Origin of the sequence: Methylosinus sp. sav-2, from assembly GCF_004366495.1 — a bacterium.
In the GTDB taxonomy this organism is placed as follows: Bacteria; Pseudomonadota; Alphaproteobacteria; order Rhizobiales; family Beijerinckiaceae; genus Methylosinus.
The window spans coordinates 1-23,788 of the sequence record NZ_SOEJ01000007.1; the positions used below are offsets into that span (position 1 = coordinate 1).

At 65.3% G+C, this 23,788-nt stretch carries 23 protein-coding genes and 1 riboswitch; of the genes, 15 read left to right on the forward strand and 8 right to left on the reverse strand.

The window, feature by feature from the left end; translation table 11 throughout:
- Positions 1-236: 236 nt before the first annotated feature.
- Positions 237-935, reverse strand: coding sequence for a response regulator FixJ (gene fixJ / locus EDE12_RS12945; RefSeq protein WP_024879810.1), 699 nt, complete (start codon positions 933-935; stop codon positions 237-239).
- Positions 936-1,252: 317 nt separating this feature from the next.
- Between fixJ and EDE12_RS12950 the strand changes: the two genes are divergently transcribed.
- The 9 genes from EDE12_RS12950 to EDE12_RS12990 all read left to right on the forward strand — a co-directional run bounded on the left by EDE12_RS12950 (position 1,253) and on the right by EDE12_RS12990 (position 8,427).
- Positions 1,253-1,690 carry a hypothetical protein gene (locus EDE12_RS12950; protein ID WP_024879809.1) on the forward strand — a complete coding sequence of 146 codons (438 nt, stop codon included), beginning with the start codon at positions 1,253-1,255 and terminating at the stop codon, positions 1,688-1,690.
- Between the two features lie 90 nt (positions 1,691-1,780).
- Positions 1,781-2,332, forward strand: a complete 552-nt coding sequence (locus EDE12_RS12955; protein ID WP_024879808.1) for a NifU family protein — start codon at positions 1,781-1,783, stop codon at positions 2,330-2,332.
- 46 nt (positions 2,333-2,378) lie between these two features.
- Positions 2,379-3,086: a tRNA (adenosine(37)-N6)-threonylcarbamoyltransferase complex dimerization subunit type 1 TsaB gene (tsaB, locus tag EDE12_RS12960; RefSeq protein ID WP_024879807.1), complete on the forward strand. Its 708-nt coding sequence runs from the start codon at positions 2,379-2,381 to the stop codon at positions 3,084-3,086.
- Between the two features lie 11 nt (positions 3,087-3,097).
- On the forward strand, positions 3,098-3,589 hold the full coding sequence (locus EDE12_RS12965) for a GNAT family N-acetyltransferase (protein WP_024879806.1): 492 nt from the start codon (positions 3,098-3,100) through the stop codon (positions 3,587-3,589).
- 63 nt (positions 3,590-3,652) lie between these two features.
- Complete coding sequence (locus EDE12_RS12970) at positions 3,653-4,468, forward strand: lysophospholipid acyltransferase family protein (RefSeq protein ID WP_024879805.1); 816 nt, start codon at positions 3,653-3,655, stop codon at positions 4,466-4,468.
- A 12-nt stretch (positions 4,469-4,480) separates the two neighbouring features.
- A complete protein-coding gene (gene miaB, locus EDE12_RS12975) occupies positions 4,481-5,923 on the forward strand; it encodes a tRNA (N6-isopentenyl adenosine(37)-C2)-methylthiotransferase MiaB (protein WP_026598526.1) in 1,443 nt (480 codons plus the stop codon).
- Complete coding sequence (locus tag EDE12_RS12980; RefSeq protein WP_024879803.1) at positions 5,920-6,966, forward strand: PhoH family protein; 1,047 nt, start codon at positions 5,920-5,922, stop codon at positions 6,964-6,966. The genes miaB and EDE12_RS12980 overlap by 4 nt, the downstream gene beginning before the upstream one ends.
- Positions 6,963-7,481 carry an rRNA maturation RNase YbeY gene (ybeY, locus tag EDE12_RS12985; protein ID WP_026598525.1) on the forward strand — a complete coding sequence of 173 codons (519 nt, stop codon included), beginning with the start codon at positions 6,963-6,965 and terminating at the stop codon, positions 7,479-7,481. The genes EDE12_RS12980 and ybeY overlap by 4 nt, the downstream gene beginning before the upstream one ends.
- The gene (locus tag EDE12_RS12990; protein WP_024879801.1) at positions 7,474-8,427 is read left to right on the forward strand and encodes a hemolysin family protein; all 954 of its coding nucleotides are present in this window, start codon (positions 7,474-7,476) and stop codon (positions 8,425-8,427) included. The genes ybeY and EDE12_RS12990 overlap by 8 nt, the downstream gene beginning before the upstream one ends.
- Before the next feature lie 74 nt (positions 8,428-8,501).
- Here the strand turns inward: EDE12_RS12990 and EDE12_RS12995 are convergent, their stop codons facing one another.
- From EDE12_RS12995 to EDE12_RS13005, 3 genes are read right to left on the reverse strand one after another with little or no spacing between them, the layout of a single operon-like run.
- Entirely contained in the window at positions 8,502-9,038 is a 537-nt protein-coding gene (locus tag EDE12_RS12995; RefSeq protein ID WP_134188119.1) for a hypothetical protein, read from the reverse strand.
- Between the two features lie 50 nt (positions 9,039-9,088).
- Positions 9,089-9,652 carry a hypothetical protein gene (locus EDE12_RS13000; protein WP_024879799.1) on the reverse strand — a complete coding sequence of 188 codons (564 nt, stop codon included), beginning with the start codon at positions 9,650-9,652 and terminating at the stop codon, positions 9,089-9,091.
- A gap of 24 nt (positions 9,653-9,676) precedes the next feature.
- Positions 9,677-11,635, reverse strand: coding sequence for a TonB-dependent receptor (locus tag EDE12_RS13005; protein ID WP_245511933.1), 1,959 nt, complete (start codon positions 11,633-11,635; stop codon positions 9,677-9,679).
- A gap of 176 nt (positions 11,636-11,811) precedes the next feature.
- Positions 11,812-12,016, reverse strand: a riboswitch (cobalamin riboswitch).
- A gap of 137 nt (positions 12,017-12,153) precedes the next feature.
- Between EDE12_RS13005 and EDE12_RS13010 the strand changes: the two genes are divergently transcribed.
- Positions 12,154-12,585, forward strand: coding sequence for a cupin domain-containing protein (locus EDE12_RS13010; protein WP_024879797.1), 432 nt, complete (start codon positions 12,154-12,156; stop codon positions 12,583-12,585).
- Between the two features lie 5 nt (positions 12,586-12,590).
- On the opposite strand, the gene EDE12_RS13015 is transcribed toward EDE12_RS13010, so the two are convergent.
- Complete coding sequence (locus EDE12_RS13015) at positions 12,591-14,042, reverse strand: NAD-dependent succinate-semialdehyde dehydrogenase (RefSeq protein WP_026598523.1); 1,452 nt, start codon at positions 14,040-14,042, stop codon at positions 12,591-12,593.
- Between the two features lie 309 nt (positions 14,043-14,351).
- Between EDE12_RS13015 and EDE12_RS13020 the strand changes: the two genes are divergently transcribed.
- The 5 genes from EDE12_RS13020 to EDE12_RS13040 all read left to right on the forward strand — a co-directional run bounded on the left by EDE12_RS13020 (position 14,352) and on the right by EDE12_RS13040 (position 21,049).
- A complete protein-coding gene (locus EDE12_RS13020) occupies positions 14,352-16,241 on the forward strand; it encodes an extracellular solute-binding protein (RefSeq protein ID WP_245275753.1) in 1,890 nt (629 codons plus the stop codon).
- Positions 16,242-16,247: 6 nt separating this feature from the next.
- Positions 16,248-17,357 carry a microcin C ABC transporter permease YejB gene (locus EDE12_RS13025; RefSeq protein WP_026598521.1) on the forward strand — a complete coding sequence of 370 codons (1,110 nt, stop codon included), beginning with the start codon at positions 16,248-16,250 and terminating at the stop codon, positions 17,355-17,357.
- 33 nt (positions 17,358-17,390) lie between these two features.
- Positions 17,391-18,533 (forward strand): ABC transporter permease, encoded by a 1,143-nt coding sequence (locus tag EDE12_RS13030; RefSeq protein WP_036290826.1) that lies wholly within the window; start codon positions 17,391-17,393, stop codon positions 18,531-18,533.
- Between the two features lie 8 nt (positions 18,534-18,541).
- Positions 18,542-20,164: an ABC transporter ATP-binding protein gene (locus tag EDE12_RS13035; RefSeq protein WP_026598519.1), complete on the forward strand. Its 1,623-nt coding sequence runs from the start codon at positions 18,542-18,544 to the stop codon at positions 20,162-20,164.
- 102 nt (positions 20,165-20,266) lie between these two features.
- Positions 20,267-21,049, forward strand: a complete 783-nt coding sequence (locus EDE12_RS13040) for a purine-nucleoside phosphorylase (protein ID WP_026598518.1) — start codon at positions 20,267-20,269, stop codon at positions 21,047-21,049.
- 25 nt (positions 21,050-21,074) lie between these two features.
- On the opposite strand, the gene EDE12_RS13045 is transcribed toward EDE12_RS13040, so the two are convergent.
- The 3 genes from EDE12_RS13045 to EDE12_RS13055 are packed head-to-tail and all read right to left on the reverse strand — an operon-like array spanning position 21,075 to position 23,772.
- Positions 21,075-21,536 carry a MaoC family dehydratase gene (locus EDE12_RS13045; RefSeq protein WP_026598517.1) on the reverse strand — a complete coding sequence of 154 codons (462 nt, stop codon included), beginning with the start codon at positions 21,534-21,536 and terminating at the stop codon, positions 21,075-21,077.
- The gene (locus EDE12_RS13050; RefSeq protein ID WP_026598516.1) at positions 21,533-22,381 is read right to left on the reverse strand and encodes a C40 family peptidase; all 849 of its coding nucleotides are present in this window, start codon (positions 22,379-22,381) and stop codon (positions 21,533-21,535) included. The genes EDE12_RS13045 and EDE12_RS13050 overlap by 4 nt, the downstream gene beginning before the upstream one ends.
- Positions 22,378-23,772 (reverse strand): leucyl aminopeptidase family protein, encoded by a 1,395-nt coding sequence (locus EDE12_RS13055; RefSeq protein WP_026598515.1) that lies wholly within the window; start codon positions 23,770-23,772, stop codon positions 22,378-22,380. The genes EDE12_RS13050 and EDE12_RS13055 overlap by 4 nt, the downstream gene beginning before the upstream one ends.
- Between the last annotated feature and the right edge of the window lie 16 nt (positions 23,773-23,788).

Sequence of the window (23,788 nt, forward strand, 5' to 3'; positions counted from 1 at the left end):
TTCAAAACCACGCCGCCCCCGACCAATGCTCCGAGCCGCTCCCGGAGCTTCGCCGCGCGCCCAAATGACCCCGTCTCTTTGGCGAAGACAAGGCCTCACGCGCCGCGCCGGCTCTTTATCGCCCGGCTGTGACCGGTTCGCTACAGCCTATGGTTAACAAAAAGGACGCTCCGGCGTCCGGAGCGTCCTGTGAGAAGCGTCTTGGTGAGAAGCGCAGACGACTGCGCGCCGGCTCGTCAGCCCTTGCCGCGCGCCTGCTCGGCGGCGAGCGACATGCGCACCAGCTCCGAGAGGCTGCCGGCGTTCATCTTCAGCATCACATTGGCGCGATGGACCTCCACCGTGCGGACGCTGATGCCGAGCTCGCGGCCGATGACCTTATTGGGCATGCCGTGCAGCAGGCGCTCGAGCACCTCGCTCTCGCGCGCGGTGAGAGTCTGCAGCCGCGCCTCTATGGTCTGCGTCTCCGCTGCGCGGAACTGCTCCTCGCGCTCATAGGCGAGCGCGAGACGCACGCAGGCGAGCAGCGCCTCATTGTCGAAGGGCTTCTCCAGAAAGTCGAAGGCGCCCTGCTTCATCGCCTGCACGGCGAGCGACACATCGGCATAGGCGGTGATGACGACGACCGGCAGTGACAAGCGCCGCGCCTTCATCGCCTCCAGCAGCTCTATGCCGGTCATCTCCGGCATGCGCGCATCCGTCACCACGCAGCCTGTGTCGCCCGGCTCCACCGACGCCAGAAGATGGCTGGCGCTCTCATGCGAGCGGACCCGAAAGCCGTCCGTCGACAGCAGAAGGCTGAGGGAATCACGAACGGCGTCGTCATCATCGACGATATGGATCGTGGCGTCTCGACTCGTCCTCTCCTGCGGAATAGAGCACATCCGCCGAGACATATCGTCGACGAGCGGACTCGTCAGCGGCGGCTGGACCATGTGCATCGCTCGTCTCGAGAGAAAAAGGCGGCGCATTCGCGCGCCGGAGCATGAAACGCGAAGCATTGCTGCGCATCGCGTGGCGGCGGACAGATCATCATCAAGAACCTCGGAATAACCAACCGCGGAAAAGCTCTGTGCTCGACCCATGCGCCGACTTTCGATCGGCGTGACCCGCGCTATAATCATTATTCGGGCGCTACAGAGATTGACAAACTGGGGAATACACGTACTCGGGAAACGCGCAGGTGCGAATCACGAACGCATGTTCGAACATTATTCACGCAGCGCGGCGCGGTGCGGTTTTTCGGCGCGCCATGGCGACGACGAGAGGCTTCTTCCATGCATGCCTGCTGATGGCGACGCTTCACGGAGCCTGCGCGCAAGAGATCGCGCGCACAGACCAAGAGGACTCGCGCGCAGACGATGACACACGCGCGCAATGGCTGCGGCAGATCGACGAAGCGCGCGAGCGCTATGACTCTTTCGCGTCGCGCGTCGTCGCCGATCTCGATCGCATCGCGGAGGCTCGCGCGGAACGCGAGGACGCGCGTCTCGACGATCCGACATTGCGGCGCGGCGACATTCTGGTCACGGCGACGGGCTTGCTGATGTTCAAAGGCTCCCGCAAATTTTTTCCCGATCTCTCCGATTTCGAGCCCATCGGCGAAGCGCGCGCGCGGCGCTCGGACCATGCCGCGACGCTGCTCGACATTTTGCGCGCCCACGCCCGCGCCGGCCGTCGCGGCGGTTGAGGCGATTGCTGCGGCGCGGCGGATTTCGTGCTACATAAGCTCCGTAACATCGCCACGCCGGCCTTGAACCGGACGCCGCGGAGAAGACCAATGTTCATTCAGACCGAATCCACACCCAATCCCTCCACGCTGAAATTCCTGCCCGGCCGCCCCGTCCTCGCCGAAGGCGCGCGCGAGTTCCGCACGCCGGAGGCCGCCGCCGCCTCGCCGCTCGCCGGCGCGCTGCTCTCCATCGACGGCGTCGAGGCGGTGATGTTCGGCCCGGATTTCGTTTCCGTCACCAAGACCGACGCCGAATGGGCGCATCTGAAGCCGGCCATTCTCGGCACGATCATGGAGCATTTCAGCTCCGGCCAGCCGATCGTCATCGAGGGCGCCGAGGTTGCTCCCGCGGAATTCTTCGATCCTGCCGACGCCGAGACGGTGGCGCAGATCAAGGAGCTGATCGTGACGCGGGTGCGTCCAGCGGTCGCCAATGACGGCGGCGACATCACTTTCCGCGGCTTTCGCGACGGAACCGTCTATGTGGCGATGAAGGGGTCCTGCTCCGGCTGCCCCTCCTCCACTGCGACGCTCAAGAACGGCATAGAAAATATGCTGCGCCATTTCGTGCCCCAGGTCACGTCCGTGCAGCAGGTTTGAGAGGCCGCTTTGAAAGCCGCGCGAAACCCGTCATAATCCGCCGGCAATGAGAATCCTCGCCATCGACACGGCGCTTCCCGCCGTCTCCGCCTGCGTGCTCGATCTGGGCGCCGCCGACCCACTCGCCATCGAGACGGCGCCGATGGAGCGCGGCCACGCCGAGGAATTGCTGCCGCTCATCGAGCGCGTCGTCGCCGCGGCGGGCGGCGGCTTCGGCTCCATCGGACGGGTGGCGGTCACGGTCGGGCCGGGCTCCTTCACCGGCATCCGAATCGGGCTCGCGGCCGGACAGGCCATCGCCCTCGCCGTGAAGGCGCCCATCGTTGGCGTCTCCACTCTGGCGGCGCTGGCCGCGCCTTATGTTCTGCTCCCCTTCGACGGCGTGGTGGCGGCGGCGATCGACGCGCGCCATGGCCAGGTCTATGTGACCGCCTATGGGCCGGACGGCCGCACTCTTTTGTCGCCGCGCCGCGTCGGCGCCCATGAGGCGCTGCGCGCGCTCGGCTCCGGCCCGCTGCGGCTGATCGGCTCCGGCGCGCCGCTGCTGGCCGAGGAGGCCCGCCTCGCCGGCCTCGAGGCGGAGGTCGCCAGCCGCGCGCCGGCGCCCGATATCGCCTTTGTCGCCCGGCTCGGCCTCGTCGCCGATCCGGCGACCGCGCCGGCTCGCCCGCTCTATTTGAAGGCTCCCGACGCCAAGCCTCTGGAGCGCCCGCCACAAGAGCGACCGCTGCAAGACGCCCCGGCCGGCGCATGAGCTCCCGCGTCATGAGCCTGTTTTCGACCTTCTTCCCCAAGCCGCATTATGTGATCCGCCCCATCGGCGCCGATCACGCCTATGATTGCGCCAAGATTCACGCGGGCTCCTTCGCCTTCCCCTGGTCGAAGATCGATTTCGAGAGCCTTTTGACCGACCGCATCGTGCTCGCCGACGGCGCAATGAACGAGCGCCTGCTCAAGGACGAGATGGGCGGCATGGCGCTGTCCCGCCTGCTGCCGCCGGACGCCGAGATTTTGACCTTCGCCGTCGATCCGGCCCGCCGCGGCGCCGGGCTCGGAAGGGCGCTGCTCGCGGCGCATCTCGGCAATCTCGAGCGCGGCGGGGCGCGCCTCGTCTTCCTCGAGGTGGGCGAGGACAACGCCGCCGCGCTGAAGGTCTATGAGAAGCTGGGCTTCAAGACGATCGGCCGGCGCGAGAATTACTATCAGCGGCCCAATGGCGAGCGTCAGGCCGCGCTGACGATGCGCTGCGAGCTGTGATATCCGGCCAATAGCGCGCCGACGCTGTCACGAAACTGTCGTTCGCGCGTTAGAGACAGGGCCATGCCTTATCTGCGCGCGCTCGCTTTCGTCCTGGCGATGACCGGGGCCTTCGTCATCTTCGTCCCCATCCAATGGCTGGCGCGGAGACGGCGCTGGGAGCTGCGTCATAATATTCAGACCGGCTTTTGCCGGGTGATGTGCGCGATCATCGGCATAGATGTGCGCGAGCAGGGCCGGCTCGCGGGAGCGAGTCCGCGATTCGTCGTCGCCAATCACGTCTCCTGGACCGACATCATCGCCCTCGCCAGCCGCTATCCACTGGTCTTTCTGGCGAAGTCCGAGGTCTCCGCCTGGCCGGTGCTCGGCTTTCTGGCGCGGCTGCAGGGCACCGTCTTCGTCGAGCGCGGCAATCGACGGGCCATCCCCATCGTCAATGCGGCTCTGGCGGAGCGGCTGCGACAGGGTGACGATATCGTCGTCTTTGCGGAAGGCACGTCGAGCGACGGCGCCGGCGTGCTGAAATTCAACGCCTCGCATTTCGCCATGCTGAGCGAGCTCGCGGCCACGAACGCGGCCGCGCCCATGCTCGCCCCGGCCGCCATTCTCTACACGGAGCGAAACAGCGGGCTGGGCGACAGGCTCGATGTGGGCTGGTACGGGGATATGACTTTCCTCCCACATTTATGGAGTCTGATGAAGCGCGGCGGCGCCAAATGCTATATATTGTGGGGCGAGGCGGTGGACCCCGGCTCCGGCGACCGCAAGGCTCTCGCCGCCGCCACAGAGGCGCGCGTGCGAGAACTTCTGGCGACGGACGTTGCGGGCCGGGAAAGCGAGAGTAATATCGCCCCGGCGCGAGACCACGCCGCCCGTTGAGGAGAAACCGAGATTTCCGACGCCGCATCGAAGCCCGCGCCCGCCTCATCCCTCGAGCAAGCGCCGGGAGCCCTGGGAACCGCGAAAGCCTATGTGAAATCATATGGCTGTCAGATGAACGTCTATGACGCGACGCGCATGGCCGATCTGCTCGCGGCGCGCGGCTATGCGGAGGCCGCCGATGAGGACGACGCCGATCTCGTCGTGCTGAACACCTGCCATATTCGCGAGAAGGCGACGGAAAAGGTCTATTCCGAGCTCGGCCGCCTCGCCCGGGTGAAGAGCGAGCGCAGCGCCGAAGGCCGGGACTATCGAATCGTCGTCGCCGGCTGCGTCGCCCAGGCGGAGGGCGAGGAGGTGCTGCGCCGCCAGCGCGCGGTCGATCTCGTCGTCGGGCCGCAGAGCTATCACCGCCTTTCCGATCTCCTGACCCGCGCCGAGGCCGGCGAGCGCGTCGCCGAGACGGATTTCGCCGTCGCCGACAAGTTCGAGGCGCTGCGCCGCGCTGCGGCCGCGGGCAAGCGTGTGCGCGACGTCACCGCCTTCATCACGGCACAGGAAGGATGCGACAAATTCTGCTCCTTCTGCGTGGTGCCGTACACGCGCGGCGCGGAAATGTCGCGCCGCCCCTCGGAGATCATCGAGGAGGCGGAGGCGCTGGCCGCGGCCGGCGTGCGCGAGCTGACCGTCATCGGCCAGAACGTCAACGCCTATAGCGGCTTGGACGAGAATGGCGCGCCCTGGTCCCTGCCCCGCCTGCTGGCGCGGCTGGAGTGTATCGAAGGCGTCACGCGGCTGCGCTACACTACGAGCCATCCGATCGACATGACGCAGGAGCTGATCGACGCCCATGCCGAGCTGCCGACGCTGGCGCCCTTCGTGCATCTTCCCGTGCAATCCGGCTCGAATCGCATTTTGAAGGCGATGAACCGACGCCATGACGCGAGCTTCTATCTGGACATCGTCGCGCGGCTGCGCGCGGCGCGGCCGGATATTGCGCTGTCTTCCGATTTCATTGTCGGCTTTCCCGGCGAGACCGACGCGGATTTCGAGGCGACGCTGGAGCTCATTCGCGCCGTCGGATTCGCGTCCACTTTTTCGTTCAAATATTCGCCGCGCCCCGGCACGCCCGGCGCCGAGCGCGAGGATCAGGTCGACGAGAGCGTCAAATCCGAGCGGCTCGCCATTCTCCAGGCGCTGGTCGAGGAGCAGCGGCAGGCGTTCAACGCCGCCACTGTGGGCCGCACGGTCGAGGTCTTGTTCGAGAAGCCCGGCCGGCACGAGGGTCAGATCGCCGGCAAGAGCCCCTATATGCAGCCCGTCCATGCGATGGGCGGCCTGGAGCTCATCGGAAAGACTCTGCCGGTGACGATCGTCGCCGCCGGCTCCAATTCGCTGGCCGGCGGCATCGTCGGCCGAACGAGCCTTGAAGCAGCGAGGGAGGCCGCCCTGTGACGCTCGACCGCGAGAGACGGGTCTTCGAACAGCCGGACGCGCCGCGTTCGGGCGAGCCGGAGGCGGAGATCACGCTCGCCTTCGAGGATAATCGTTACGCCTCGCTGGTTTTCGGCCTCTATGACCAGCATCTCGCCAAGATCGAGCGGCGCCTCGCCGTCTCCTGCTTCGCCAATGGCAATCATGTCACGCTCAAGGGCCGACCCGAGGGCTGCGAGCAGGCCCGCCGCGTGCTCGAAATTCTCTACGGCCGCGTGCAGCTCGGCCAGAAAGTGGGCCTCGGCGACGTGGATGGCGCAATACAAGAATCCGCCCGCCAGGGCAGCCTCTTTCCTGAGGCGGAGCCCGGCCGCGCCGTCTTCGAGCAGATTTCGACGCGCCGGCGTGGTCCGGTGCGGGCGCGAAACCTCGCCCAGGATCTCTATCTGCGGGCGCTGAAGCGCCATGAGCTGGTCTTCGCCGAAGGGCCGGCCGGCACGGGCAAGACTTGGCTCGCCGTCGGCCATGCGGTCTCGCTGCTCGAGCAGGGCGCGGTCGAGCGCATCATCCTCTCGCGCCCGGCGGTGGAGGCCGGCGAGCGCTTGGGCTTCCTGCCCGGCGACATGCGCGAGAAGGTCGATCCCTATCTCAGACCCATCTATGACGGCCTTCATGATTTCATGGACCCGCGCATGGTGGAGCGCGGCATTCAGACCGGCATGATAGAAGTGGCCCCGCTCGCCTTCATGCGCGGACGCACGCTCACCAAGGCATGCGTCTTGCTCGACGAAGCGCAGAACGCCACCTCCATGCAGATGAAAATGTTTCTCACCCGTCTCGGCGACGGATCGCGTATGATCGTCAATGGCGACCCGTCGCAGACCGATCTCCCGCCCGGCCAAAAATCCGGATTGAGCGAGGCGATCGCGCTGCTTTCCAATATAGAGGGCGTCGGAAGGGTGAAATTCGCCGAGGGCGATGTCGTGCGCCACGACCTCGTGCGGCAAATCGTCGGCGCCTATGAGGCTGCCGGGCGGGAGAAGGCGAAGCCTCGAGAATCATGAGCGTCGCGATCGACATTATCGTCACTGCGCCCTGCTGGGATCAGCAGGCCGGCCTCGACGAGCTGACGCAGAGTACCGTGCGCGAGTGCGTCGCCCAGACGGCGGCGCCGCTCGCGCCGGACTGCGAGCTGAGCGTCAACTTCACCGATGACGCCACCATCCGCGAATTGAACGCGCAATGGCGCGGCATCGACAAGCCCACCAATGTGCTCTCCTTCGAGACGCCCGGCCCGCTCGCGCGCCGCATGGCGCTCGGCGATATCGTCATCGCGCATGAGACGGTCGCGCGCGAGGCGGCGGAGCAGGACAAGAGCTTCGAGGCGCATCTCACCCATTTGCTCATTCATGGATTTCTGCATCTGATCGGCTACGACCATCAAACTCCACGGGAGGCCGAAGAGATGGAGGCGCTGGAGCGCCGCATAGCGGCGGCGCTCGGCCTCAATGATCCTTACGAAGGCTCCGAGCCCGTGGCGGAAGCTTCATCCAAAGGAAAATCGAACGGCGATGTCTAGGACGGATAATGGCGAGCACGCGGCCACGAGGCGCGAGCAGCGAAGCGGCATCGTCGATCGGCTGCGCGCGCTCATCGGGCTGGGCTCGCCCTCGGTGCGCGAGGACATAGAGGAGGCGCTGGAAGGCGCCGCCGGCGATGTGACGCCGCATGAGCGCGTGCTGCTGAAGAATGTGCTGGCCCTGCATGATCTGCGCGTCGCCGACGCGATGATCCCGCGCGCCGATATCGTCGCCGTCGCGCAGGACGCGACTCTCGGCGAGACGCTGGCGCTGTTCCGCAACGCCGGCCATTCCCGCCTGCCCGTCTATGGCGACACGCTCGATGATCCGCGCGGTATGATCCATATTCGCGATTTCGTCGATTATCTCGCCTCGCTCGCCGAGCGCGCCGAGCCTGTGACGGCGGAAGCGCCGGCGCCGAGCGAGCATGCGCCGACCGTCTCCCTCGCCGCGATCGATTTTTCCGCGGAACTCTCCACCGTCACCGTGCTGAAGCCGGTGCTCTATGTGCCGCCCTCCATGCCGGCGCTCGATCTCCTGGTGAAGATGCAGGCGACGCGGACGCATCTCGCGCTCGTCATCGACGAATATGGCGGCACGCATGGGCTGGTGACGATGGAGGACATCGTCGAGATGATCGTCGGCGACATAGAGGACGAGCATGACGTCGATGAGGAGCCGCGCATAGAGACCGTATCCGACGGCGTGTTTCTCATCGACGCCAAGGCCGATCTCGAGGAAGTGTCGCAGCGGCTCGGCGTCGATTTCACGCCCGAGGACGACGGCGCCGAAGTGACGACGCTCGGCGGGCTCGTCGCCTCGCTCGCCGGCCATGTGCCGATGCGCGGCGAGATCGTGCCTGCACCGGTCGAGGGCTGGGAGTTCGAGATCGTCGAAGCCGATCCGCGCCGCGTCGCGCGGCTGCTGGTGCACGCGCCGAAATAAGCTTCTCCTGCGAAAACGCTACCCGATCCGATTGGATCGGGTAGCGCTCGAATGCTCGGCGTCTGTGACGCGCGTCAGGCGTGGCGCGCAGGACGCAACGCGACGATCGTCGAGCAGACCAGCGCCGCGGCCCAGAGGCCGAAGAAGGCGCAGGCGTTGATGGCGAAGATGCGCGCGACGCTGGCGAGCGCATAATGCGAGACATCGCCGCCCACAGCGCGGGTGATGGCGAAGAGCGCGCCCTCAAAAACGAGAAAGCTCGCGGCGAGCGCGGCGAAGGGCGCGCCGGCGCCGACAGCAAAGCGCGCGGCGAAACGCGCGGTCTCGCAGCAGATGAGCGCGATGATTCCGAGCGCGCCGCCCCAGGCGAGCGTCTCGAAGTCCAATGGATAATGCAGCATGGTGAAGCCGACGAGCTGATTGGCGAACCAGATCGCGGCCGTCAGCGCCAGCGCATTGCGCCGCGCGCTGGTGAGCGCCGCAATGGCGGCGAAGCCCGCGAGCGGCGCCGCGCAAGCGAAAGCCAGCGAGAAGAAGGCGCCGACGAGAATGAGCGCGCCGCTCCAGAGCAGATTGCGCTCATCGATGATGGGAAGTGAAAGCCTTGTCATACGATGCTCCTTTTTAACGAGCCGGGCCAGACGCCCTGCTCTGCCGAAGATCAATGCGCGGGCCGATCGAGCGGATCGGGCTCGACGAGACCGAGCCAGCGCGCCCGCAGCGCATCCCACAATGCGAGCCGCGACCAATCGGGCTCACGCAGGATTTTCTCCGTCTCTGGATGCAGAAACGGATTGGGCAAGAGCACGGCGAGCTGCTGCTCATCCGCGCCATTGAACAATTGCAGGCTCCAGGACATTGGAACGCATGTCCCCGAGAAGCGCCGATGCAGCTCCGCGCGCGCCGTGCGCCTGTGCTGCGCGAGCTCTGGCGACGTCGGCCGGCTGCGCGGTCCTTTCGTCTCGCCGATGCAGATGTGAAAATGCGTCTGCCCGAAAGCGATGGTGAGATAGCCATCGAGCAAACCAATGCGCGTCGGCGCATGATCGACATGTATCTCGAATGCCGCGCCTTGAATGATCGGCCCGAACACGATCTCGCGCCAATGATTGTCGAAGAGATCACGCAAGAGCGCTTCCAGGCTCTGCGCGTCGGTCGGCAGAGCGAATACATCGACCGGCGTTCCATCCGGCTCCATGCGCCGTTGCGGCGTCGCATCCGTCATTGGTTCATTCTCCCTGAAGCCTCGTCACCAGCTGAACTTCACGCCGCCATAAATGGAGCGTCCCGCCGTTCCGTAATCATAGACTTCCTCATAGCGCGCATCGTTGACGTTCTCGATCCGCGCGAACACAGACATGCGCTCGTCGATCTTGTAATCGGCGAAGAGATCGAGCTTTGCGTAAGGCGCGAGCATCACGCGCTGCGAGAAAATATAGTCGTAATCGGGGTTCGGCCCCACGACGGTGAGGCGCGCCTCGAGCTCAAGCCCTGCGATTCCCGTGTAGATGAGGGAGCCCGTCGCCTTGTCGCGCGGCCGGCGGAACAGGCTGCGCTGCGTCGTCAGATTTTCCGCGGCGAGATGCGTGTAGCTCGCGCGCAAACGCCATTCGCCGGGAACGACAATCGCCTCGCCGGAAAATTCGACGCCTTTCGTGCGCGCGCGACCGACGTTGTAATAGCAGCCGAAAGCCTGTGTCGCAGCGCAGCTCGGCGCGCGGCCGAATTCGATGAGATCGCGAAAGCGATTTTCGAACAGCGACAGAGACGCGTAGAGACGCTCGCCGAACAAGGATTGATCGACGCCGACGTCATAGCCGACGCTCGTTTCCGGCGCGAGCGTCGGATCGCCATATTGGCTGAAGCGCTGATAGAGCGAGGCGACGCGCGCGCCCGTTCCAGCGCTGCCGCGTAATTTCGTTCCAGTCTCCTCGAGGCGATAAGCGGCGGTGGCGCGCCATGTCGCGAATGTGCGGTTCTGATCCACAGCGTCGATGCGGCCGCCATAGCTCACATCAAAGCGCTCGAGCAAGGTGAGCTTATGCTGCGCGAAGCCCGAATGCGTCGTCTGCGCAGCTTCGATCGGCGTGAATGTGGTCGGTGGAACCGGGTCCTGCGACGTGCGCACGGACTCCGTCTCATTGCGCGCGCCGAAGGTCAGCAGGCCGAAGCCGCCGAGCGAAAGATCGCCCTGATATTCGAAGCCACGCCGCGCGCCGCGATAGCCACGCCGGCAATTGTAGGAATTATAGCTGGCGTCATAGCAGGAGCGCGCCTGCCACACGTCTCTGCTCGTCGCATTGGCGACGAGGGTGAAGCGATTGTGCAGAGCGCGATCGAACATATCGGCGTCGATGCGCGCAAAACCCTGCGCGAATGTCGCATGCTGATGGTTCTGCGGATCGAAAACATCCACGGCGGAGAAAGAATAGGGATTGTCGAAGCGGATCGCGCTGTCATAGCCGTAGAAGCCGGCTTCGACCGAGACATCCTCATTCACGCGATAACCGAGGCGCGCGCTGGCGCCGCCTTTTCTGGTCGGATCATTGGGCGGCAGAGGCGGCAGAGGCGTCTTGCCGTCGCCGATCGTCAGCGGCCGCGTGATGCGATAGCCATAGCGCGGATGGCCGTCGATCGTCAGCGCATCGATCGCGAATGCGTACCACAAGCGATCCTCGCTTCCCGAGACGCGCGCGCGCAAATGTCCGGTTCCATAGGAGCCGCCTTCCAGGGAGAGAGACGCGCGCGGCCGCCCCTCGCCTTTGCGCGTGACGATGTGAATGACGCCGCCCATCGCGTCGGAGCCATAGAGCGCCGATTGCGGGCCGCGCAGCACCTCTATGCGTTCTATGTCCGTGGCGACGAGGCCGCCGAGATCGACGGAGCCATCGGTGGAGGACGGATCGCCGATGCGCACGCCATCGACGAGGACGAGCGTCTGGCCGGGCGTTGCGCCACGTAGAAAGACGGAGGTCTGCGCGCCCGGGCCGCCAGTCTCATAGAGATCGAGGCCCGGCGCGCCACGCAGCGCCTCGGTGAGGCCGGTCGCGCCGCGCTTCTCGATCTGCGCGGACGGGATCACAGTGACGGCGGAGGAGGATTTGTCGACGCGCTCCTCGACGCGATCGGCGGAGACGATGGTCGCCGCGCCGATTTCGACCGTGGGCAGCGCCTCCTGCCCAGCGGCGGAAGCGGGAAGGAGAAGCACGGCGGAACAAAGCGCAAAACGAGAAGCGGCGCCCGCAAGGGCGGCCCGATGGGACAGGGAGGACATTGCCGGAAGACTCGCAGCAGACGTGGGCCGTCACTGCGAAAGGTCGCGGCCCTCTCGCGCAAAGCGAAAAGGGTCTCGGCCGCCTCGGTGCACCCCGCCCGACGCTATCGCGCGTGACCACGACTGATGGCAGGTCTCCTGGCTCGCGGGTCAGCGCCTTCGGATCGCCTTCCCGGAGCGTCTGCTCCAGTGGCTCGTTTGATCCTCGGCTCGCCGCTCACAGTTGCGGGGGCAGCCGCGGCTTCGCGCCGTCGCCGGCGCTGACCGCATTCCCTTTTGATCCCTCGGAAGGGAACCATCCCTTTCAATAGAGCCGCGCAGCGCCGCCCTGTCAAGCGCCCGTCCGCATGTTCGGAACGAAGCCTCGCGCGGCGCGTTGGGACTGCGGCGGCGGGTCTCGTCCCGGGTCTCTCGCCCCATGGAAAATTCGATTCGAATTTCGGAGAAGATAAATGAGCGCCATTCACCTCGTCGCCACCAATGACCTGCCGCGCGCCAAAGTCGGCGGCGTGGACGATCCGAGCGTGCGCTGGGCGGGCGCCTTCGCCTCCTGCGGCGAGCATGGCGCCACGCAATCCTCGACCATCGTCTATGAGATCGAGCCCGGCGGACGGCTCGGCTGGCACACGGACGCCACCGAGGAGACGCAATATATTCTCGGCGGCTCCGGCGAATTGCGCGCCGAGGGCGGCGTCACCCATCATGTGCGACCGGGCGACGTCTTCGTCATTCCGACGCCGCTGCGGCATGATCTCGTCAACACGGGAGAGGAAACGCTGCGCGCCGTCGCCTTCTTCGCGGCTCCGATGTTCACGCAGCGTTTCGACAATGTGATGATCGCGCCCGACGTGCATGTGCTGGGCACGCCGAACCGCGCGGGCTGAGCGCCTCACATATTGCCGAGACAGACATATTTGATCTCGAGATAGCTCTCTATGCCGTATTTGGAGCCCTCGCGTCCCATGCCCGACTGCTTCACGCCGCCGAAAGGCGCCGCCTCGCTCGACATCAGCGATTCGTTGACGCCGACCATGCCGAATTCGAGCGACTCTGCGACGCGGAACACGCGCGCTATGTCGCGGCTGTAGAAATAAGCGGCGAGGCCGTAATGCGTCGAATTGGCGAGGCGGATCGCCTCCGCTTCATCCTCGAAGGGGGTGACGGCGGCGACAGGGCCGAAAATCTCCTCCTGGAATATTTGCATGTCCTGCCTCGCGTCGACGAGCACGGTCGGCGCGTAGAAATTGCCGCCGAGCTCGTGGCGTCCGCCGCCGGTCAGCACTTTCGCGCCGCGCGCGCGGGCGTCGGCGACGAGACGCTCGACCTTCTCGACCGCAGCTTCCTCGATCAGCGGGCCGATGACGACGCCGGGCTCGACGCCGCGCCCGACCTTCAGCTTCGAGACCGCCTCGACGAGCTTGGCGCCGAAGGCCTCCGCCACATCCTTCTGCACGAGGAAGCGATTGGCGCAGACGCAGGTCTGGCCGCTGTTGCGATATTTTGTCGCGAGCGCGCCCTTCACCGCGAGATCGACATCGGCGTCGGCAAAGACGATGAAAGGCGCGTTGCCGCCGAGCTCCATCGAGCACTTCTGCACATTCTCCGCCGCCTGGCGCAGAAGAATTTTCCCCACTTCTGTCGAGCCGGTGAAGGTGATCTTGCGCACGGTCGGATTGGAGGTCAGCTCCACGCCGACGCTGGCGGGGTCGTTGGTCGTCACCACATTGAGCACGCCGTCAGGCACGCCGGCGCGCTGGGCGATCTCGGCGAGCGCTATGGCCGAGAGCGGCGTCAGCTCGGCCGGCTTCACCACCATGGTGCAGCCGGCGGCGAGCGCCGCGCCGGCCTTGCGCGCGATCATGGCGGAAGGGAAGTTCCAGGGCGTGATCGCGGCGGTGACGCCGATCGCCTGCTTGAACACGAGAATGCGCTTCTCGCGCGCCTGCTGCGGAATCACATCGCCATAGACGCGGCGGCCCTCTTCCGCGAACCAGTCGAAATAGGCCGCGGCATAGGCGATCTCGCCGCGCGCCTCGGCGATCGGCTTGCCCTGCTCCGCGGTGATGATCTGCGCGAGGCGCTCCTGATCGGCGAGCAGCAAATCATGCAGCCGCCGCAATATTTGCGCCCGCTCCTTGGCGAGCTTGCCGCGCCAGTCGGGCAGCGCGCGCTCGGCGGCCTCGATCGCTCGGCGCGTCTCCGCCGCGCCCATGTCCGGGACCTCGGCCAATACCGCGCCCGTAGCCGGATCGCGAACGGCGAAGGTCGCGCCATTGTCGGCGGCGACGAAGGCGCCGTCGATGAAGGCCTGGTGGCGGAACGGGCGGGGCTCTCTGGTCATCTCGGCTGCGCTCCCGACGCGATACGAAAGGGGCCATCGAATACGGCGCCTTGGCCAGCGGACACAACATTTAGCTTCCGCAAATCGCGCGGGAGAGGCCCGCCCGCGGTCCCGCTGCCTGAAAAGCGGCGCTTTCCGGGCCTATCCGGCGCGCTGCCGCGAAAGGCGGAACCGCAGCCCCGGCTCGCGCGTCATGTGGGAAGCAACTGCAATCTCATATGGCTTCATCCCGAAAATCCGACATAATCGCGGGATTCGCGTAAGCCGCCGCGCTCGCGCCAGTCATGACGCCCCGAAAGCGAGATCACCTTGGCTGAAACACGCAATTTTCTTCCCGTGACGCGCCGCCGGGCGCTCGCCGCCCTCTCGAGCTTCGCAGGGCTGGCCCTGCCGGGATGGGCTGTGCGCCCCGCCCTCGCCGAAGCTGCGCCGGGCGAGACCGAGAGCCATGGGCTCTCCATTTTCGGCGAGCTCGCCGAGCCGGCGGATTTTCCGCATTTCGCCTATGTGAACCCCAAGGCGCCCAAGGGCGGAACGCTGGTGATGGAGCCGCCGCCGCCCGAGAAGAACAGCTATGATTCGCTCAACCCGTATATTTTGCGCGGCAATCCGGCCGCGGGCGTCGGGCTCATCTATGACACGCTGATGGCCGGCAGCCTGGACGAGCGCGACGCGCTCTATGGGCTCGTCGCGAAAAAGGTGCGCATCTCCGCCGACAAGCTCACCTATACGTTCTTCCTGCGCAAGGAGGCGCGATTTCACGACGGCTCGCCGCTCACCGCCCATGACGTCGCCTTCTCGCTCGACATTCTGAAGGCGGAAGGCCATCCGATGATCGCGCAATCGATGCGCGATCTCGTCAGTGCCAAGGCCGAGGCGGATGACGTGCTGGTGGTGAAATTCGCGCCCGGCCGCGCGCGCGATCTGCCGATCATCGTCGCCAGTCAGCCGATTTTCTCCAAGGCCTATTACACCAAGCACAAGTTCAACGAGACGACGCTCGAGCCGCCGCTCGGCTCCTCCTCCTATAAGATCGGCGCGGTCGACCCGGGCCGCTTCATCGCATTCCAGCGCGTGCCGGACTATTGGGCGAAGGATTTGCCGGTCAATGTCGGCCAAGCCAATTTCGACGCGATACGCTTCGATTATTACGGCGACCGCAATGTCGCTTTCGAGGCTTTCAAGGCCGGCGCCTTCACCGTGCATGAGGAATACACCTCGGCCATTTGGGCGACGGGCTATGATTTCCCCGCCTTTCGCGACGGCCGTGTGAAGCGCGAGGAAATTCCCGATTACAACATATCGGGAACGCAGGGCTGGTTCATGAACATCCGCCGGCCGGTGTTCAGCGATCCGCGCGTGCGCAAGGCGCTCGGCTATGCATTCGATTACGAATGGACCAACCATAATCTCATGTACGACTCGTATAAGCGTACGAGCTCCTATTTCGAGAATTCCGATCTCGAGGCCGTCGGCGTTCCGACGCCGGCCGAGCTCGCTCTGCTGGAACCGTTCCGCGATCGCCTGCCCAGGGAAGTCTTCGAGGCGCCGTTTCAGCCGCCGGTGTCGGACGGCTCTGGACAGGATCGTAATCTGCTGCGCAAGGCCGTCGATCTCTTGACCGAGGCCGGCTGCACGCGCAAGGACGGCCTGCTGCGCCTGCCCGACGGCAAGCCGCTCGAATTCGAGTTTCTCTACAATACCAGCATGTTCGAGCGGCACACGCAGCCCTTCATCAAGAATTTGAAGCTGATCGGCGTCAACGCCCGCATGCGCATCGTGGACGCCGCGCAATACAAGTCGCGCCTCGACGATCACGACTATGACGTCATCATGGAGCGCGTGCGCATCGCCTATTCGCCGGGCGAGGAGTTGCGCATCATGTTCAGCTCCGAGGCGGCGCGCACCAAGGGCTCGCAAAATGTCATCGGCGTCGCCGATCCGGTCGTCGACGCTCTGATCGAGAAGGCGCTGGTCGCCACCTCGCGCGAGGAGCTCGCCGCCATCTGCCGCGCGCTCGACCGCGTGCTGATCGCCGGCCAATATTGGATTCCGCATTACTACAAGCCGACGCATTGGATCGCCCATTGGGACGTGTTCGGCCGCCCGGAGCGCTATCCGCGCTTCGACACGGGCATAGCCGCGACATGGTGGTGGGACGACGCCAAGGCGCGCAAGATCAACTACACGGGGCGTTGAACGAATATGGCCGCCTATATTCTGCGACGCCTTTTGCTGATGATCCCGACGATCCTCGGCATCATGCTCATCTCCTTCGCCATTGTGCAATTCGCGCCGGGCGGCCCTGTCGAGCGCGTCATCGCGCAGCTGCAGGGCTATGACATGGGCGCGACCTCGCGCTTTTCCGGCGGCGGCGGCGACGTCGGCCGCGGCGGCGCGGCGACGCCGGGCGCTGGCGCGGAAGGCGCCTCCAAATATCGCGGCGCGCAGGGGCTCGATCCCAAATTCATCGCAGAGCTGGAAAAGCAGTTCGGCTTCGACAAGCCGGCCTGGGAACGCTTCCTGCTGATGGTGAAGAATTACGCCGTCTTCGACTTCGGCCGCAGCTATTTCCGTGACGAGAGCGTGCTGAAGCTCATCGGCGAGAAGCTGCCCGTCTCCATGTCGCTCGGCCTATGGATGACGCTCATCTCCTATTCCGTCTCCATTCCGCTCGGCATCGCCAAAGCAGTGCGCGACGGCGAGCGCTTCGACTCCTGGACATCCAATCTCGTCATCATCGGCTATGCGATACCGAGCTTCCTCTTCGCCATGCTGCTCATCGTGCTCTTCGCCGGCGGCTCATTTTGGCAGATATTCCCGCTACGCGGCCTCGTCTCGGAGAATTTCTCGGAGCTGTCGCTCATCGGCAAGGTGGGCGATTATCTGTGGCACATCTGCCTGCCCGTGCTCGCCATGACGCTCGGCGCCTTCGCGACGCAGACGTTTCTGACCAAGAACTCCTTCCTCGACGAGATCCGTAAGCAATATGTGCAGACGGCGCGCATGAAGGGCCTCACCGAAAATCGCGTGCTCTATGGCCATGTGTTCCGCAACGCCATGCTCATCGTCGTCTCCGGCTTTCCGGGCGCCTTCGTGCACGCCTTCCTCACCGGCTCGGTGCTGATCGAGACCATCTTCTCGCTCGACGGGCTCGGCTATCTCTCCTACGAATCCATCGTCAATCGCGATTATCCGGTGGTGTTCGCCAATCTCTATATTTTCGCGCTGCTGGGCCTCGTGGTGAATCTCCTCTCTGACCTCACCTACACATGGATCGATCCGCGCATCGATTTCGAGACGCGCGAGGTCTGACCGATGAACGAGACCCACATCCCTGCCCCGACGATGAAGCTCGCGCCGGAAATTCCGGGCGGCGGCCTGTTTCACCTGCGGCCGATCGACCGGCGCCGACTGCAGAATTTCAAGGCCAATTCCAGAGGCTATTGGTCCTTCTTTGTCTTCATGGCGCTCTTTCTGCTGTCGCTGGCGTCCAACTTCCTCGCCAATGACAAGCCCGTGCTCGCCTATTACAAGGGCGAGCTGCTCTTCCCCATTTTCAAGGATTATCCGGAAGAGAAATTCGGCGGCTTTCTCGCGCGTACAGATTACCGCGACCCGACCATCGAGAAAGAGATCGAAGCGAACGGCTGGATGATCTGGCCGCCGATTCACTATTCCTACGACACGCATAATCTCGATCTGCCGACGCCCGCGCCCTCGCCGCCGACATGGCTGCTCACCAAGGCGCAATGCGAGGCTGCGGCCGCCAAGAAGCTCGGACCGGAGAAAGCGCATCTCGGCTGCTCTGCGATCGAATGGAATTGGCTCGGCACCGACGATCAAGGCCGCGACGTCGTCGCGCGTCTGCTCTATGGTTTCCGACTATCGGTGCTGTTCGGCCTCATTCTGGCGAGCATCTCCTCCATCGTCGGCGTCGCCGCAGGCGCGGTGCAGGGCTTTTTCGGAGGGTGGATCGATCTCGTCTTCCAACGCTTCATCGAAGTGTGGTCGTCGCTGCCGCAGCTCTATCTGCTCATCATCGTCTCCTCCTTTCTGGCGCCGGGCTTCTTCGTGCTGCTCGGCATATTGCTGCTGTTCTCCTGGGTGTCGCTCGTGCATGTGGTGCGCGCGGAATTTCTGCGCGCGCGCAATTTCGAATATGTGAATGCGGCGCGCGCGCTCGGCCTTTCCAATTTCCGCATCATCACGCGCCATCTCCTGCCCAACGCCACGGTCGCGACCTTGACCTTCCTGCCCTTCGTTCTCAATTCCTCGATCACGACGCTGACCTCGCTCGACTTCTTAGGGTTTGGCCTGCCGCCGGGCTCGCCATCGCTCGGCGAATTGCTGCTGCAAGGCAAATCCAACCTCCAGGCGCCCTGGCTCGGCCTCACCGGCTTCGTCATCATCGCGCTGATGCTCTCGCTTCTGGTGTTCATCGGCGAAGCGGTGCGCGACGCCTTCGACCCGCGAAAGACCTTCCGGTGAACGATCGCATGGGCTCCTCTCCCCTCCTCGACGTCCGCGACCTCTCCATCGCCTTCTCGCAAGGCGGCAAGGAGACGCTCGCGGTCGACAAAGTCTCCTTCTCGGTCGAGCGCGGGCGCACGCTGGCGCTCGTCGGCGAATCCGGCTCCGGCAAATCCATCACCGCGCTCTCCATCGTGCGGCTGCTGCCGCCGTCGGCGATTCATCCGTCGGGAAGCATCGACTTTTCCGGCGAGGATATTCTGAAGCTCTCGGACGCCAAGCTGCGCGCCATTCGCGGCGCGAAGATCACCATGGTTTTCCAGGAGCCGATGACCTCGCTCAATCCGCTGCAGACGATCGAGCAGCAGATCGGCGAAATCCTCGAGCTGCATGGCGCGCGCGGCGCGGAAAAGATCCGCGCGCGCGTCGTGGAGCTGCTCGGCGAGGTCGGCATTCCGAACCCCTCCGAGCGTCTCACCGCTTTTCCGCATCAATTGTCGGGCGGCCAACGCCAGCGCGTGATGATCGCCATGGCGCTCGCCAATCGGCCGGACCTGCTCATCGCCGACGAGCCGACGACGGCGCTCGACGTGACCGTGCAGGCGCAGATTCTCGCTCTGCTGGAGCGCGTGCAGAAGACCTATGGCATGGCCATGCTCTTCATCACCCATGATCTCGGCCTGGTGCGGCGCTTCGCCGACGATGTCTGCGTGATGCAGCACGGCCGTATCGTCGAGAAGGGCGATGTCGAGAAAGTCTTCTCCGCGCCCGAGCACCCGTACACCAAGGCGTTGCTCGCCGCCGAGCCCAAAGGCGCGCCGCCGGTGGAGGATGAGAACGAGCCCGTTCTCGTCGCCGCCAATGATCTCAAGGTCTGGTTTCCGATCAAGCGCGGCTTCCTGCGCCGCACCGTCGGCCATATCAAGGCGGTGGACGGCGTCACCCTCGCGGTGCGCCGCGGCTCGACGGTCGGCGTCGTCGGCGAATCGGGCTCCGGCAAGACGACGCTCGGCCTCGCGCTCTTGCGACTCATCCGCTCGGAGGGGCCGATCCTCTATCTCGGCGAGCGCATAGACGCGAAGTCGGTCGCAGAAATGCGCCCGCTGCGCCGCGACATGCAGATCGTCTTCCAGGACCCTTATGGCTCGCTGTCGCCGCGCATGTCGGTCGCCGAGATCGTCGCCGAGGGCCTCGGCGTGCAGATGAAGGGCCTCTCCTTCGAGGAGACGCGCGAGATCGTCGCCAAGGCGCTGGCCGAGACGGGGCTCGACCCCGCCATGATGGATCGCTATCCGCATGAATTCTCGGGCGGTCAGCGCCAGCGCGTCGCCATCGCGCGCGCCATTGTGCTCAAGCCGAAATTCATCGTGCTCGACGAGCCGACCTCGGCGCTCGACATGTCCGTGCAGGCGCAAATCGTCGATCTGCTGCGCGAATTGCAGGCCAAGCACAGCCTCGCCTATCTCTTCATCAGCCATGATCTCAAAGTGGTGAAGTCGCTCGCCGCGCATCTCATCGTGATGCGCCACGGCAGGGTGGTGGAGGAAGGCCCGGCGGTGGACGTCTTCGCGGCGCCCAAGAGCGACTATACCCGCGCTCTCTTCGCCGCCGCCTTCCGCATAGAGGCCGAGCCGCATCAGGGCGATTGAGCCGATGAGAGCGTCGCACGCAAAAGCCCTGCGCGCACTTGCGGCGAAGCCGCCGCTTCGTCACACTCGGCAGCGACGATTCGAATTCTTTCGAGGCTATTCATGAGCACGCGCGCAAGGGACGCCGCCGATATCATCGGCGCGCGCAATCCTCTGGGGCCAATCGAAACCGCGGTCGTGCTCGGACGCGAATTTCTCGCCGCCGCCGATATTGGCGAGCAGGCGGTCGCCATTGCCTATTCCGAGCTGCCGGGCTTTCCTGATATCGAGGGCGGCGAGGTCGTGATCGGCCTCGTCGAAGGCGCGCCCATGCTGTTCCTCAAGGGCCGCTCGGAATTCTACGACAGCGGCGATCCCAGCCTGATGTCCTCGCCGATCGAGACATTGACGCTTTTGAATGTGCGGGCTCTGCTCTCCACCGGCCTCGCCACCTCCGCCAACGCCGATTTTCAGCCCTCCTCCATTCTTTCCGTGACCGATCACATCAATTTCAGCGGCCTCAACCCGCTCATCGGCGCCGCGGGCCAGAATTTCGTGAATATGAACGGCGCCTATGACAAAAGGCTGCTGCGACGCCTCAAGCAGGCGAGCGCCGGCGCCGGGGTGACGCTGCATGAAGGCGTCTTCATGTGGTTCTCCGGTCCGAGCTATGAGACGCCAGCGGAAGCCAAAATGGCCCGCATGCTCGGCGCGGACGCGCTCGGCGTCTCGATCGCGCCGGAGGCGATACTCGCCAAGCGTTTCGCTCTGCCTTTCGCGGCCATGGCGGTCATCTCGGATTATGCGACGGGCTTTGCCGGCGGCAATCCGACCTATGATCCGAGCCGCGCCTCCGGCGTCATCGCCCTGCGGCGCCTGCTGCGCGCATATCAAAAAGTAAAATAGCGGCCGCACATATCCGAGCGCGGCGTCACGGCCCCGCAGGCCGCCGGAAGGCGAGCACATTGGCGGCGAGCAGTTGCACGGTTTCGCCGCGCTGATTGGACGTCACGACGCGCATCTTCACCATTCCGCGATCGTCGCGTGATTTCGAGGGCAAAATACGCAGGATCGTCGCCTCGACGCTCAGAAGATCGCCCGGCAGCACCGGCCGCAGCCATTCGATCTTGCCGCCGACGCCGATCAGCCCGCCGGAAAAAGACGCGCATTGCGTCAGCAGCCGCATGGTGAGCGAGGCCGTGTGCCAGCCGCTGGCCACCAGACCGCCGAACAGGCTGTCCTTCGCCGCCGTCTCGTCGAGATGAAAGGGCTGCGGGTCGAATTTGGTCGCGAAGGCTTTGATCTCCTCCGTCGTGACCTCGAGCGGCCCGCCGCGAAAACGCTGATCGACGAAGAGGTCCTCGAGATAGAGCGGCTCGGGCATTGTCGTCATTCGAGGATTCGCCGCACGCTCGTCACCGCGGAGCCGGAGGCCAAAATCCGCTCCCGCGCCGGCGCGAAGGGCTCGCTGGCGACCTGCAGATGAAAGGCGTTGGCGTGCAGCAGGCGCTCCGCGTCCTGCATTATGCCGACATGGCCTTTCCAAAAAACGAGATCGCCGCGCCGCATCGACTCGCCTTCGGCGAGCGCGCGGCCGAGCGATGTCTCCTGCAAATCCGTATCGCGCGGCGCCTCTACCCCGGCCAGAGCGAGCGAGCTCTGCACCAAGCCGGAGCAGTCGACGCCGAGCCAGCTCTTGCCGCCCCAAAGATAGGGCGCGCCGATGAGGCTCTCCGCCACAGCGACGAAATCCGCGACGCGCGACGCGCGCGGCGTCAGATGCGTTCGATAGATGAAGCCGCCGCCGGCTTCGATGAGAAATTTGTCGCGCTCGCCGACGATCTCCACTTCGGCTCCGAGCGGCAGAGCGAGCAAGGGCGGGTCCTTGATCTCAGCTCGCGGGAAAATAAAGGTGCGGGGAACGCTGACGCGATGCGTCGGCGTCTCTATGCGGCTCCAGAGCACATTGGCGGCGATCCAGCCCACATAGGAGTCGCGCTCGAGCTGCACCCAGGACCAGCCCTCCTCATCGTCATAGACGACGACCGTCTCGCCATAGAGCGCCTGCGTGTCGAGCCGCGCATCCGGCCGCGGCTCGCGCTTCAGATCGGCGACGCCCTCCTTCACCTGCATGCGGCGCCCATCGACGAAGCGCGCCGCCTCGACCTTGCCCTCGAGGTGGCGCGCGGCGAGATCGGGCCGCGCCGGCGTCAGCCTTTTGTCGAAGCTCTCGCTCATGTCTTGACGCTCCAACGCGCGGCGCGCTCCTCGATCAGCTCGGCGAGGAGCCGCGCCGTCTGAATCTCGCCGCCCTCCGGCCGGCCCGGCTTGGCGGAAGGAGTCCAGGCGAAGAGATCGAAATGCGCCCATTTCTCGGGCTTGGTCACGAAGCGGCGCAGAAACAGCGCTGCGGTGATCGAGCCCGCATGTCCGCTCGACGACACATTCACGATGTTGGACGCCTTGCCGTCGAGCTGCGAATCATAGGGCTCCCACAATGGCAGCCGCCACACCGGATCGCCGAGCTTGCGGCCATAGGTCTCGATCTCCAGCGCCAGAGAATCGTCTCCCGTGTAAAAGGCCGGCAGCTCCGGGCCGAGCGCGACACGCGCCGCGCCGGTGAGCGTGGCGAAATCGAGCAGGAGATCAGGGTCCTCCTCGGCGGCGAGCGCCAGAGCGTCGGCGAGAATGAGCCGCCCTTCGGCGTCCGTATTGCCGATCTCCACCGAGAGACCCTTGCGGCTCGGATAAATGTCGCCCGGCCGCATGGCGTCCGCCGAAATGGCATTCTCGACGATGGGCAGCAGCACGCGCAGGCGCAGGCGCGCGCCGGAGCCCATCAGAATATCGGCCAGCGCCAGCGCCGTGGCGGCGCCGCCCATGTCCTTCTTCATCAGCAGCATGGCGCTGCTCGGCTTGATGTCGAGGCCGCCGCTGTCGAAGCAGACGCCCTTCCCCACCAGCGTCACCTTCATCGCCTCTTCCGGCCCGAAGGTGATGTCGACGAGCCGCGGCGCCTGCGCCGCCGCGCGGCCGACCGCATGGACGAGCGGGAAATTCTCCGAAAGCAGCGCATCGCCGGCGATGACGCGCGCCTGCGCTCCATGCCGCGCGGCGAGCGCCAGCGCCGCCTCCGCCAGAGCCTCCGGCCCCAGATCATTGGCGGGTGTGTTGACGAGATCGCGCCCGAAGCAGAGCGCGGCGGCGACGCGCTCTATGCGCGCGCGATCGGCGTCCTGCGGCGCGCAGAGGCGCGGACGCTCCTTCTTGGGTGCGACATAGCGCGAGAAAGAATAGCCGCCGAGCAAAAAGGCGAGCGCCGCCGAATAGGAATCGGATACGCCTTCGCGCAGACGATAGAGGCCCGGCGGCAGCAAGGCCGCGAGCTTGCCGGGAAGGAAAGGATCGCGATGGCGCGCCCCCGCCGCCTCCACGCCGAACAGCGCCAAAGCCGGCGCGCCCTCCGGCCCCGGCGCGAGCAAATACGCGCCGACCTTGCCATCGAAGCCGCAAGCGCGCGCGAAGGCGGCGATCGGCGGCGGCAAGGTCTCGGCGAGAATCGGCCAGCTCTCCTTATCGACGAAATCGATCGGCGTCGCCTCCGCCGTCCACTCCTCCAATCGGCTCATATCGCCCTCTTTTCGA

Excerpts from the sequence above, each read along its gene's own strand:
- fixJ (WP_024879810.1), bottom strand. The coding sequence starts at position 935 with ATGGTCCAGCCGCCGCTGACGAGTCCGCTCGTCGACGATATGTCTCGG.
- EDE12_RS12950 (WP_024879809.1), top strand. The coding sequence starts at position 1,253 with ATGGCGACGACGAGAGGCTTCTTCCATGCATGCCTGCTGATGGCGACG.
- EDE12_RS12955 (WP_024879808.1), top strand. The coding sequence starts at position 1,781 with ATGTTCATTCAGACCGAATCCACACCCAATCCCTCCACGCTGAAATTC.
- tsaB (WP_024879807.1), top strand. The coding sequence starts at position 2,379 with ATGAGAATCCTCGCCATCGACACGGCGCTTCCCGCCGTCTCCGCCTGC.
- EDE12_RS12965 (WP_024879806.1), top strand. The coding sequence starts at position 3,098 with ATGAGCCTGTTTTCGACCTTCTTCCCCAAGCCGCATTATGTGATCCGC.
- EDE12_RS12970 (WP_024879805.1), top strand. The coding sequence starts at position 3,653 with ATGCCTTATCTGCGCGCGCTCGCTTTCGTCCTGGCGATGACCGGGGCC.
- ybeY (WP_026598525.1), top strand. The coding sequence starts at position 6,963 with ATGAGCGTCGCGATCGACATTATCGTCACTGCGCCCTGCTGGGATCAG.
- EDE12_RS12990 (WP_024879801.1), top strand. The coding sequence starts at position 7,474 with ATGTCTAGGACGGATAATGGCGAGCACGCGGCCACGAGGCGCGAGCAG.
- EDE12_RS12995 (WP_134188119.1), bottom strand. The coding sequence starts at position 9,038 with ATGACAAGGCTTTCACTTCCCATCATCGATGAGCGCAATCTGCTCTGG.
- EDE12_RS13000 (WP_024879799.1), bottom strand. The coding sequence starts at position 9,652 with ATGACGGATGCGACGCCGCAACGGCGCATGGAGCCGGATGGAACGCCG.
- EDE12_RS13010 (WP_024879797.1), top strand. The coding sequence starts at position 12,154 with ATGAGCGCCATTCACCTCGTCGCCACCAATGACCTGCCGCGCGCCAAA.
- EDE12_RS13015 (WP_026598523.1), bottom strand. The coding sequence starts at position 14,042 with ATGACCAGAGAGCCCCGCCCGTTCCGCCACCAGGCCTTCATCGACGGC.
- EDE12_RS13025 (WP_026598521.1), top strand. The coding sequence starts at position 16,248 with ATGGCCGCCTATATTCTGCGACGCCTTTTGCTGATGATCCCGACGATC.
- EDE12_RS13030 (WP_036290826.1), top strand. The coding sequence starts at position 17,391 with ATGAAGCTCGCGCCGGAAATTCCGGGCGGCGGCCTGTTTCACCTGCGG.
- EDE12_RS13035 (WP_026598519.1), top strand. The coding sequence starts at position 18,542 with ATGGGCTCCTCTCCCCTCCTCGACGTCCGCGACCTCTCCATCGCCTTC.
- EDE12_RS13040 (WP_026598518.1), top strand. The coding sequence starts at position 20,267 with ATGAGCACGCGCGCAAGGGACGCCGCCGATATCATCGGCGCGCGCAAT.
- EDE12_RS13045 (WP_026598517.1), bottom strand. The coding sequence starts at position 21,536 with ATGACGACAATGCCCGAGCCGCTCTATCTCGAGGACCTCTTCGTCGAT.
- EDE12_RS13050 (WP_026598516.1), bottom strand. The coding sequence starts at position 22,381 with ATGAGCGAGAGCTTCGACAAAAGGCTGACGCCGGCGCGGCCCGATCTC.
- EDE12_RS13055 (WP_026598515.1), bottom strand. The coding sequence starts at position 23,772 with ATGAGCCGATTGGAGGAGTGGACGGCGGAGGCGACGCCGATCGATTTC.